Below are 11,990 nucleotides of genomic sequence, written 5' to 3' on the forward strand. Positions count from 1 at the left end.
TTAATTTTAATTGGCTTTTTTATGCGGATAATTCAGATTTAGCAATTTTCCATGGCTTTAAATAAGCACGTATATTGATATTCAAATTCTAATTGAGTTATTTTGCTACCATCAATAATTCTATTCTCAACCGTATTTAACGAATAAGTAGGGGCTTTTACTTCTAATTGTGAGCAGGCTTGTTGGTAAAATTCTTGTTTTGTTGGATGATCAGGACTGGCTAGATTAAAAAGCTGTTTTGGTGTTTGCCATTGTTTTAATAAACAAATAATACCAGCCATTACATCTGTTTGATGAACCATATTAACCGCCGCCAAAGCGCTACTTCTTAGATGTTTACCAGACACAAACTTACCAGGATGACGTTTAGGACCAATTAACCCAGCTAAACGTACAACCTTACCTAAATCAGCTAACTGTAATACTTTTTGCTCTGCTTGATTAAGCAACTTTTGGCGCTCTGTAACTAAAGTTAATGTGCTTAATTCATTATATTCAACTGATGCATTTGGATAAATACCCGTTGAAGAACATAATAAAAAACCTTTCATTTTAAGTTTTATTGCAAGATCAATCGCCTGGTTTAAACTCTCGATATAGTTATCTCTTGGTGTGATACAACACACCCAATATGCTTCCTCTAAACTAATATTGTGCTCTAAGTCATTTTGATTATTTACATTAAAGTAATGAATCTGCTTTTCATTTGCTAATTTTTTTGAGCGGCAAGTCTCTTGAGTAATAACTCCAATCTGTTGTAAATTGGTACTTAATTTACTACCAAGCCACCCAGAACCTAAAATAACAACATTTACGGGCTTATTTTCCATTAACATTCCATCAATATACTAGCAGTTTTAAGGGATATATGATTATATTACCACTATCTAATTCTCGTTGTACTGTTGTGTTAATTATGATCCAAAACTTATCTATTCGAAAAAAAATTCTCTTTTTGATTGGTGGCACGATTGCTGTGCTACTTATAATGGCTTCATTCTTTTTAGTAAATCATATTGCTTCTTTATCTCGTAGCTCAATCGAGAGTGAAGCAAAACAATATGTACAATCAGAACAACAATCCATCGAATCTTATTTTGCTCAATATGGCAAGATTGTAGAAACATTCGTAACAAATCCATACTTAGTTAACTGGTTTGAAAATTGGACAGCCAGAGAAAGTGATTTAGCGCTTGCCGACGGTTATGATGCTGTAAACCAAGATATGGTACGTATTAGTGGCAATGACGATAATATTTTATCTGCATTTTTTGCCTCAGGCATAACGGGTGAGTATTTTAAAGAAAATGAGCGAACCACCTTCTATAACGGCCAGCCCTATTACGCCTATAAACGAGGTTGGTGGCAAGAAGCCATGCAAATTAATAGCCTTTACGTTGGCGCTTTATCAGTTGATTTAACAACGGGTAATGTTTCTGCAGTTGTTCAACAACCAGTTTATAGTCCAAATAACAAATTAGTGGGGGTTGCTGGTGTTGATCTTCAGTTAAACAAAATCGCTGACATGATTGAAGATATTAATTTCAACAATAAAGGCTTTGGCTTTTTATTAGATAACCAACAAAAAGTTGTTCACTTATCGAAAAAAACACAACATCAATTATCCATTACAGATGAAAGTGATAGAGGCAAAGAAGGATTAGATGCACTCGAAACACAATTTGATAATACCTCTGGATTTAAACAACTAAACTCTGAAATGAAAAATAACCTGAACGGCACAAATATAGTGACTTTTAAAGGCGAAGAGTATTATGTTGTTTATCGTCGCTTACAACTTGAAAAGCCAGTTCTTGATTGGTACGTTGGATTATTAGTACCAATGAAGTTAATTGAAGAACCTGTTAAGCAAGCTGTATTCACTACTAGTATGGGTGTACTGGTTATTTTATTAATTATCGCAGCTGTTATTTTTTGGGCGACACAGATGATCAGTAAACCGATTAGTGATTTAACGCATGTGATGCGAGATATTGCCTCAGGTGACGGTGACTTAACTAAAAAAATTGACATAAATCGCACTGATGAAGTTGGCCAATTAGCATCTCATATGAATAGCTTTATTACTAAACTGCATGCATTATTGCTAAAAACAGCCAGTCAAGCTGAGCAAGTTGGCGTTGCATCTGAACATTTAAGTCAAGTGTCTTATGAAACCAACAGTGAAATACAACAAGAAAAGGAGCAAGTGGATAGTGTCAGTACTGCTGTAACTGAAATGGCTTCTACTGTATTAGAAATTTCACGCAACGCACAAGAAACAAACTCAGCAGCTGCAGAGGTCCAAAACCTTACTAAGGTCGGTACAGATATATCTAATGATGCTCAAACGGCCATGACCTCTTTAGCTTCTCATATCGGTGAAGCATCGCAAATTGTATCTGGCTTAGAACAAGAGTCAGGGAATATTGGTGCTGTTGTTGATGTGATAAACAGCATTGCAGATCAAACAAATTTACTGGCACTTAATGCAGCCATTGAAGCTGCAAGAGCAGGCGAACAAGGTAGAGGTTTTGCGGTAGTTGCTGATGAAGTACGCTCTCTTGCAAGCAGAACACAAGAGTCTACTGACGATATTCGTAATATGATCACTAAGTTGCAACAAATAGCGCAGCAAGCTTCAACGATGATGCAAGAGGGTAAAGATCAAGCTGAAAGCTCAGTAACACAGACTCAAGATGTATTAGCCTCGCTTACTGCCATAAGTAATTCAGTAGCGACTGTACAAGATCAGAGTCATCAAATTGCCACTGCGACTGAACAACAAACTTTGGTTGCTGAAGATATTAATACGAGTTTGAATGCAATTAATGACTTAGTAAATAATACATCAGAACATGCTAATGAGCTTGCTAGTGAAGCAAGTGATTTAAATAATTTAGCTTCAGGTTTAAATGAAAGCGTAAATCAATTTAAACTGTAACTACGATAAAATGTAACGCGCTTGCAATTAAGTAAGCGCCTTACCTATTTTTAAACACTGAATCAAAATATCCTTTATTCATCAAAATACCAATAACCTAAATTAAGCCAACAAAGTAAACTCTCAATTAAATCATGATGTTTTAATAATGGCTTTAACATCTCAAATGTCAAAACTTGGTTATTACATAATAAAGGTATAAATTGAGCGTATTTTTCATCTAAATTAATCTTTTCTCCATTTAAATAAAAAATTCCTTCTGATACAGATTCTTCAAAATACAAACAACGTAATCCTCCTAAACGAGTAAGGTTTTGTTCTTTAATATTTACCAATAAATAATCTAAATCGAACTCAAAAGGTACGTCAGGTAAATCAAGTTCACACTTAGAACGTGTTAAGTAACAACCTGAAAACTCACTAATTAACGTATCATCTAAAGTATTAAAAATTTGCTGTTTGATACGTACAAAATCTGAAGCATTAATCAGCCCAGATCCTGAACTTAATTGCCTATCAGGGTCTCTTATTTGTTGTGGTGCAGCATTAGTATCAATTAAGTGATCGGCAAGTTCACTGATCATATCTTTAGCTGAGGAAGTACGATAGCCCACAGAGAAACTCATTGATTCTTCTAAAGTGATTCCTTCATGAGGAAAGCCTGGCGGAATATATAATATGTCGCCAGGAAATAACTCTACATCTATAATGGATTCAAATGATTCGGTATGCAATAAAGCCTCATGTGCTGCAAATTCTTTATGATCGCCTTTATCACCTACATACCAACGACGACGTCCAGAGCCTTGGCAAATGAATACATCATAAAGATCTATATGAGGACCAACACCACCACCTGGAGTCGCATAACTTACCATTACATCATCAAAACGCCATCTAGGTATAAAATCAAAGCACTCTATTAGCTGAGAAACTTCAGGAACCCAATTATTCACAGCCTGCACGATTAAAGACCAATCCTTTTCGCCTAAATGCTCATAATTTTCAAAAGGACCAAACTCGGCGTGCCATAAATTATTTTTTTGAGAAACAATGCGCGACTCAACATAATCGTCACAGGCTAATCCAGCTAACTCATCAGATGATAAAAAATCTTGAAAATCCTTAAAACCTTGGCGTATGACTAATGGTTTTTTTTGCCAATAAATAGATAAAAAATCTGAGGGGGTCAGCTGATTTAAGTTAAGTTGAAGCATAGTTACATACAATAAAAAAATTTAAAAAATAATATCAAGTTAGTGCATTTCCAAAGGTAATTAAGATCAAAGTTATGCTTTTTAGATGACATTAAACGCTTTTATTTTGATTGTGTTCATGCTTTAATCAAATACAATAAACTCATCCGACCAGTAAATTATAATACTAAATTAATAACATTTTATTTGGAGATAGCAAAATGCCGGAATATAAAGCACCACTTCGTGATACTAAATTTGTAATGCAAGAATTATTAAATTGCGAAGCCCATTATGAAAAACTCGGTTATGAAGATGCCACTCCAGATATGATTGATGCGATTTTAGTTGAGGCAAGTAAATTTACAGAGCAAGTGATAGCACCATTAAATCAAATTGGCGATCAACAAGGCTGTACATGGAATGAAGGTGAAGTAACCACACCTGACGGTTTTAAAGATGCTTATAGCCAGTACGTTGAAGGTGGTTGGCCGACATTATCACAAGATATAAACTTTGGCGGTCAAGGGTTACCTCATTCACTTAATAATGCTGTGGCAGAAATGATGTCAACAGCAAATCATAGCTTTGCGATGTACCCGGGCTTAAGCCATGGTGCAATTGCGACTTTAGAAGATCATGGTTCAGAGCTACAAAAACAGATGTTTATGCCTAATTTAGTGTCTGGTGAATGGACAGGTACTATGTGTTTAACTGAAGCCCATTGTGGTACAGATTTAGGCATGTTACGCACAAAAGCAGAACCAAATAAAGATGGTAGTTATGCACTATCAGGTTCTAAAATTTTTATTTCAGCAGGTGAACATGATTTATCTGACAACATAGTGCACATTGTTTTAGCACGTACGCCTAATGCACCAAAAGGCGTAAAAGGTATTTCATTATTTATCGTACCTAAATTTAACGTAAGTGATGACGGTCAAAAACAAGATCGTAACCAAGTTGCCTGTGGCTCTATAGAGCATAAAATGGGGATCAATGCGAACGCGACCTGTGTTATTAATTTTGATAACGCTAAAGGCTATTTAATCGGTGAAGAAAATCGCGGTTTAAACTGTATGTTCACTTTCATGAATTCTGCTCGCTTAGGTGTTGCAATGGAAGGTGTTGCCGCTGCTGAACTTGCATTCCAAGGCTCAGTTGCTTATGCAAAAGACAGACTGCAAATGCGTTCATTATCAGGCGCTAAAAATCCTGATGGTAATGCAGATCCTATTATTGTTCACCCAGATGTACGTCGTATGCTACTAACTCAAAAGTCTATTGCTGAAGGCGGTCGCGCTTTAATTGGCTATTTAGGCCAATTAGTTGATGCGACCCATGCAGAAAAAGATCAAACAGTAAAAGCTCGTGCAAATGACAAACTTGCTTTATTAACGCCAATCGCAAAAGCGTTCTTAACTGAAATGGGCATGGAGTGTGCGAGTCATGGTGTACAAGTTTATGGTGGTCATGGTTTCATTAAAGAATGGGGCATGGAGCAAATCATGCGCGATACTAAGATTAGCTGTTTATATGAAGGCACAACAGGTATTCAAGCACTCGATTTATTAGCACGTAAAGTACTAGGTTCAAAAGGTAAACTACTAGAAGCATTTGCTGCTGAAGTTTTACCATTTTGCAAAGAAAATGCAGCTGACGAACACATGGCTGAATTCATAAATCCAATCTTAAAAAGCCTAGAGCAATGGCAAAGATTAACCCAAACAATCGGCGAAAAAGCGATGACTAATCCAGATGAAATTGGCGCAGCATCTGTCGATTATTTAATGTTTTCAGGCTATGTTACTTTAGCTTATTTTTGGGCGCGCATGGCAAAAACAGCACAACAAAAACTAGCTGATAGTTCAAAAGATGCTAAATTTTATCAAGCTAAAATTAAAACAGCACAGTTTTACTTCCAACGCATGTTACCTAGAGCTAAAGGACATGTTGCGTGTATATTAAACGGTGCTGATTCGCTTATGGCATTAGATAGTGAAGATTTTATTTTCTAAATTAAATTTAATAGTTTATGGGCGGTTAAGTTTCAAACCGCCTATCAAACCTCTAAGACCCCTTCTTAAAATTCACAACTGTTTACATAGCCCATAGACATTATTTCCTTAAAGAATTAAGTTACTAGTTAGTTCTTATTAATAAGGAAATATAATGGCATTTTTAAGCAGTTTAATTTTAGCCTCAACGGTCGCTTTGGCGAATAACTCCCCATCTGTTTACCTTGCTGAATTTAAAGATAAACAACATGAAATAAAAACTAAAATAAGCTTCCATCATGCATTACTTGCCACTGAAAAAAATGGTTTATTATTAGAACTTAGTGAACATGAAGTTTCTTTGTTAGAAAATAAAGGTATACAACTTACTCCAGCAGCGCAACAGTGGCAAAATAAACTCAATGATATAAAAAAACTCACTCTAAATAATAATCAAACTTCAGGGATCCCTGGTTTTAGCTGTTATGCAACCGTAGAAGAAACATTCTCAGAAGCGGATAAACTTATAAACCAATATCCAAACTATGCCCAATGGATAGATATAGGTGATTCTTGGCAAAAACAAAATGGTGGTAATGGCTACGATCTAAAAGTTTTAAAAATTGGTAACAAAGAATTAGTAGACCCACCAATACTTTTCATACAAAGCGCTATGCATGCCAGAGAGTATGCCACAGCAGCACTGACTCTCGATTTTGCTAAAACGTTATTAAATAACTTTGAAACAGACCCTGATATCAATTGGATACTGAATCGTCATCAAATTCACATTTTGCTGCAAACAAACCCAGATGGCAGAAAAATTGCCGAAACAGGTGTATCCCAGAGAAAGAATGTTAATGAAAACCACTGCGATTTTGGTACTGTTGGTGTTGATTTAAATAGAAATTTTTCATTCGGTTGGAATACAGTTGAAGGAGGCTCTAGTGGTAATGAATGTAATCAAACTTTTCGTGGTATTGCACCAGGCTCTGAACCTGAAGTATCTGCACTTGAAACTTATATTCGCTCTATATATCCGGATGTACGAGGCGATAAAGATACCGATGCAGCTCCGGTCGATACTAAAGGGCTCTATTTAGACATACATAGTTATAGTGAGTTAATTTTGTGGCCTTTTGGACATAGTGAAACGCTAGCACCAAATAGCAAAGGCCTAAAAGCGCTAGGACGCAAGCTCGCTTTTTTCAATGGTTACGACCCCATGCAGTCTGTCGGTTTATACCCTACAGATGGCACTTCAGATAATTTAGCTTATGGCGAACTAGGCATAGCACACATTACATTTGAGCTAGGCACTGCTTTTTTTCAACAATGCGATACCTATGAAAATAAAATTAAACCAGATAATCTTAAAGCATTGCTTTATGCGGCAAAAGTCGTTGAAGCACCTTATCTAATGACTTCTGGCCCTGATATAGAATCCATTAAAATTACAAATGTAACTGATAGTTATATAGAAGTTGATGTTTTAGCAACTGACGAAAGGTTTAGTTCATCTGGCGGGTCTAGCAAGGCTGTTAAAGGCAACATAGATAATAAAATTCCCTCTTCAGAAAGTGACATGGAGCCAACACATAATATTAAAAGCGTTTTTTATAGCGTAGGTGACTATCCTAATGAAGAAAATATTTCACAAGCAGAAGTTAAGGATGGTGATACAGATAGTAGCAGAGAAACTTTTACTGCTCGCATAGATAAAAACATGGTACACAATGATCAAATAACCTTATATTTTCGCGCTCAAGATGACGATGCTAGCCTAGGTCCTGTAACAGCTAAAACTCTGAAATTAATAAAACCGACTGGCGACACTAAAATAGATTGTAAAGGTGCTAAATGTACTTTTACAGCAAATGAAAGTGATATGAGTTATTTGTGGCAACTAGAAGATGGAAGAAGCAGCTCAAATCAAGAAGCTAGCTTTATTTTTCCCACGCTTGGGAACTATACAGTAAACTTTAGTGTTACAAATTCAATAGGATTAACAACAGAAAAGTCTGTGAATTTTGAAATAATTGAATACTTAAAACCAAACGTCACATTTACTGATAATTGTACTGACAACATATGTCAGTTTGACGCCTCAACAACTACAGATCTAGATAGTGAAGCACTAATATATTCATGGGATTTTGGCGATTCAACTAGTTCAGATTTAATTAAACCTGAGCATAACTATGAAAATGAAGGTAATTTTTTAGTCACACTAACGGTAACAGATGAACATAATCAAATATCAGTTGTAACTAAAGAGGTAACAATACAATTAAATAAACCAACTGGCGACTTAAACATAAACTGTAAAGGTGCTAAATGTACATTTTCAGCCACTGAAAGTGGTATGAGTTATTTATGGCAACTAGAAGATGGAAGAAGTAGCTCAAATCAAGAAGCGAGCTTTATTTTGCCGACACTGGGGAATTATAAAGTAAACTTTAGTGTTACAAATTCAATGGGATTAACAACTGAAAAGTCTGTTGATTTTGAAATAACCGAATACTTAAAACCAACTGCAATCATTACGACTAGTTGCTCTGAAAAAACCTGTCAGTTTGACGCATCGACGACTACCGATTTAGATAGCGAAGCATTAACATATTCTTGGGATTTTGGAGACTCAACTAATTCAAATTTGATTATCGTTGAGCATAGCTATGAAAATGCTGGAAATTATCCTGTAACATTAAGGGTAACAGATGAACATAATCAAACATCCATTATCAATGAAGAAGTAATAATATCAGAAACAATCATTCCTGAGCCCGAAGAAAAACCAAGCTCTGGTGGTTCTCTGTTTTATTTATTATTAGTTTTACTGGGTATTAGGAAAGTTAGAAGTTAGATGTATAAAAAATGGGGTAGGACTTACCCCATTTTTTAAGTTACTTATTTGGTAACTTACTGTTTAATCTTAGCAAATGGTTGACCCATCCTTGTAACTGTCCCTGGGATTTGACCTTCTAAGAAATCAGCTGCTTGCTGTGGCCAAGCTAAAATAACGGTAGAGCCAAGTTTAAAGCGCCCCATTTCATCACCTTTTTTCAAGCTGATTTTATTATCGCCTTCAGTTGGGTAATCCCAGCTAAATACTTTTTTACCTGCAGGCGGAGTCACTGTACCTGACCAAATGGTTTCTATGCTTGCTACAATTGTTGCACCTACTAAAACCATAGCAAGTGGGCCAATTTCAGTATCAAAAATAGCAACTACACGTTCATTTCTTGCAAATAGATTAGGTACGTTTTGTGCCGTAAGTGGGTTTACTGAAAACAAATCACCTGGTACGTATATCATTTGCTTTAAAGTGCCGTCTACTGGCATATGAATACGATGATAATCTTTAGGTGCTAAATAGATAGTTGCAAATTTACCACCCTGAAAAGGTGCTGCTGTTTGCTCTTCACCACCAAGTAATGTTTGCAAACTAAAGTCATGACCTTTAGCTTGGATCAAACGATCATCTTGAATATCACCTAGCTGACTAATTTTTCCATCTACAGGATGGGCAATAATATTTTCTTCCATCGCAATTGGACGTAAACCATCTTTTAAAGGACGCGTGAAGAACTCATTAAAGCTTTTATAATGACTCGCTTCTTCATATTGGGCTTCTGTCATATCGATTTGATATTGTTTGATAAAAGCTTTAATTAATGTTGTTGTTAATGCACCTGCTTCCGCTTCAGCTAACTTGCCTACAGCGCGTGATACTAAGTGTTTTGGCATTGCATACTGCATTGCAATTTTAAATTTATCTAAACTCACAAACGTATTCCTAATTATTATTTTATACTCTCGGTGCACGAGCGCCTGCACGCCCTTCTTGCATAGATTCTAATATTCGGTGGTAATTATCAAATCTCAACTGTGAGATTTTACCTTCAGCTAACGCTTCTTGTATTAAACAACCTGGATCTTTTAAGTGTTTACAGTCTCTAAACTTACAACCACCTAAATATTCTCTAAACTCTTTAAAACACCAAGTAACACGATCAGGCTCTAAGTGCCATAAACCAAATTCACGGATCCCTGGAGAATCAATTAAATTACCGCCAGATGGTAAGTGATGTAAACGCGATACTGTTGTTGTATGTTGGCCTAAACCACTATTTTCAGAAACGACTTTAGTTAAAATATTTGAGTCAGGTAATAAAGTATTAACTAAAGTTGACTTACCAACACCACTTTGACCAACAAAAATACTATTTTTATCAACTAACAAAGATTTTATGCCATCTATACCTTCGCCAGTTTTATTACTAACTAAATAGACTTGATACCCAATACCACGATAAATATCTAATACGCTTTGTACCTCAGATAAAGTATCATCATCAAGTAAATCAACTTTATTTAAAATTAATATTGGTTTTATACCCAGATCTTCACAAGCAACTAAGTATCGATCTATGATGCTAGGTGTGAATTCAGGCAATACAGCCGAAACCATTAATATTTGATCTACATTAGCTGCAACAACTTTTACGCCATCATAAAAATCAGGACGTGTTAATTGGCTTGTTCTCTCATCTACAGTTTCAATGACGCCAGCTAGGTCACCTTGACTTACCTTCGCACGACGAAAATAAACATTATCGCCACACACTATATTACTAACTGTACGACGAATATTACATCTCAAAATTTCTTTGTCGGTGGTTTCAATGTCAGCATGTTGACCAAAACGACTGATCACAATAGCCGACTCTATGGCACCTAAATTATCAGTTTGCCACTGGGTCTGAGATTTATTTTCAGTATTTTCTGTTGCAGTATTAGCCGTTTTTAAACGCTTTTGATGGTTTTCTTTTATGCGTCTTGACTGACCTTTACTCAATTTCTTTCGTTTTGTCACATTTAGCCTATAACTTAATAAATTGGATTGCTTTAAAAAAAATCGTTTAATCCATACCAGAAGCGTATTATGATATAACTAATTGCTTAAAATCGAAAGGAAAGCACCGCTAAGGTAATTTATGTCTTTTCATGAATCTAATTTAATCTGGCTTGACCTTGAAATGACAGGTTTAGAGCCACGTACAGACAAAATATTGGAAATTGCCACTATTGTAACAGATGGTGAGCTAAATATATTGGCTGAAGGCCCAGTAATTGCAATTCACCAAAGTAATGAGTTGCTTGATAACATGGATCCTTGGTGTGTAAACCAGCATGGTAAGTCTGGTTTAACTGATCGATGTAAAGCAAGCAAGTACTCAGAGCAAGATGCAATAGATCAAACCCAAGCTTTTTTAGAAAAGTGGGTACCTAAGGGCGCTTCTCCAATGTGTGGTAATTCAATAGGCCAAGATAGACGTTTTATGAATGTTTACATGCCTACGCTTGAAGATTTTTTCCATTATCGAAATTTAGATGTAAGCACAATAAAAGAGCTTGCTCGACGATGGAAACCTGAAGTTTTGAACAAGGTAAAGAAAAAAGGTGAACACTTAGCCTTAGAAGATATTCGTGAATCCATAATGGAATTGAAGATTTATCGTACAGAATTTTTTAATTTGTAATTTTTTAAACAAAAAACTTGCAAATAAAATTAGTTCGAGTAATATCTCGCCCCGCTTAGGACAACAACCTACGGGGCGTTTTCTTAACATGGCATGTAAGATGTGATGCGGTATTAGTTCAGCTGCTAAAGAGTTATTTGCGACAAAGTCGTGCAAGCTCTTAAAATATGTTCTAAATGTGATGCGGTACTAGCTCAGCTGGTAGAGCGCGACCTTGCCAAGGTCGAGGTCACGAGTTCGAGCCTCGTGTACCGCTCCAAATTTACAAACAGTTTTATTCAACTGTATAAAATGAATTATGTGATGC

At 35.9% G+C, this 11,990-nt stretch carries 8 protein-coding genes and 1 tRNA gene; 5 read left to right on the forward strand and 4 right to left on the reverse strand.

All coding sequences use genetic code 11. The features are described from left to right. Window positions 1–38 precede the first annotated feature (38 nt). Window positions 39–830 (reverse strand): NADP-binding protein, encoded by a 792-nt coding sequence (locus KO527_RS09255; RefSeq protein WP_216040019.1) that lies wholly within the window; start codon window positions 828–830, stop codon window positions 39–41. Window positions 831–916: 86 nt separating this feature from the next. Between KO527_RS09255 and KO527_RS09260 the strand changes: the two genes are divergently transcribed. Further along, entirely contained in the window at window positions 917–2,944 is a 2,028-nt protein-coding gene (locus tag KO527_RS09260; RefSeq protein ID WP_216040038.1) for a methyl-accepting chemotaxis protein, read from the forward strand. A 74-nt stretch (window positions 2,945–3,018) separates the two neighbouring features. On the opposite strand, the gene KO527_RS09265 is transcribed toward KO527_RS09260, so the two are convergent. After that, entirely contained in the window at window positions 3,019–4,161 is a 1,143-nt protein-coding gene (locus tag KO527_RS09265; protein WP_216040020.1) for a cupin domain-containing protein, read from the reverse strand. A 200-nt stretch (window positions 4,162–4,361) separates the two neighbouring features. On the opposite strand from KO527_RS09265, the gene KO527_RS09270 reads away from it, so the two are divergent. Continuing rightward, window positions 4,362–6,158: an acyl-CoA dehydrogenase C-terminal domain-containing protein gene (locus tag KO527_RS09270; RefSeq protein ID WP_216040021.1), complete on the forward strand. Its 1,797-nt coding sequence runs from the start codon at window positions 4,362–4,364 to the stop codon at window positions 6,156–6,158. 154 nt (window positions 6,159–6,312) lie between these two features. Beyond that, window positions 6,313–9,003: a PKD domain-containing protein gene (locus KO527_RS09275; protein ID WP_216040022.1), complete on the forward strand. Its 2,691-nt coding sequence runs from the start codon at window positions 6,313–6,315 to the stop codon at window positions 9,001–9,003. Between the two features lie 56 nt (window positions 9,004–9,059). Here KO527_RS09275 and asd read toward each other — a convergent pair whose 3' ends face one another. Beyond that, window positions 9,060–9,926: an archaetidylserine decarboxylase gene (gene asd, locus KO527_RS09280; protein WP_216040023.1), complete on the reverse strand. Its 867-nt coding sequence runs from the start codon at window positions 9,924–9,926 to the stop codon at window positions 9,060–9,062. A 22-nt stretch (window positions 9,927–9,948) separates the two neighbouring features. After that, window positions 9,949–11,016: a small ribosomal subunit biogenesis GTPase RsgA gene (gene rsgA, locus KO527_RS09285; RefSeq protein ID WP_216040024.1), complete on the reverse strand. Its 1,068-nt coding sequence runs from the start codon at window positions 11,014–11,016 to the stop codon at window positions 9,949–9,951. Window positions 11,017–11,137: 121 nt separating this feature from the next. On the opposite strand from rsgA, the gene orn reads away from it, so the two are divergent. After that, the gene (gene orn / locus KO527_RS09290; RefSeq protein ID WP_216040025.1) at window positions 11,138–11,683 is read left to right on the forward strand and encodes an oligoribonuclease; all 546 of its coding nucleotides are present in this window, start codon (window positions 11,138–11,140) and stop codon (window positions 11,681–11,683) included. Window positions 11,684–11,866: 183 nt separating this feature from the next. Beyond that, window positions 11,867–11,942, forward strand: a tRNA-Gly gene (locus tag KO527_RS09295). Window positions 11,943–11,990: the final 48 nt, after the last annotated feature.

Origin of the sequence: Pseudoalteromonas sp. C2R02 (genome assembly GCF_018860845.1) — a bacterium.
In the GTDB taxonomy this organism is placed as follows: Bacteria; Pseudomonadota; Gammaproteobacteria; order Enterobacterales; family Alteromonadaceae; genus Pseudoalteromonas.

Coding starts and splice junctions, on each gene's coding strand:
- KO527_RS09255 (WP_216040019.1), bottom strand. CDS start 830: ATGGAAAATAAGCCCGTAAATGTTGTTATTTTAGGTTCTGGGTGGCTT.
- KO527_RS09270 (WP_216040021.1), top strand. CDS start 4,362: ATGCCGGAATATAAAGCACCACTTCGTGATACTAAATTTGTAATGCAA.
- KO527_RS09260 (WP_216040038.1), top strand. CDS start 917: ATGATCCAAAACTTATCTATTCGAAAAAAAATTCTCTTTTTGATTGGT.
- orn (WP_216040025.1), top strand. CDS start 11,138: ATGTCTTTTCATGAATCTAATTTAATCTGGCTTGACCTTGAAATGACA.
- KO527_RS09275 (WP_216040022.1), top strand. CDS start 6,313: ATGGCATTTTTAAGCAGTTTAATTTTAGCCTCAACGGTCGCTTTGGCG.
- KO527_RS09265 (WP_216040020.1), bottom strand. CDS start 4,161: ATGCTTCAACTTAACTTAAATCAGCTGACCCCCTCAGATTTTTTATCT.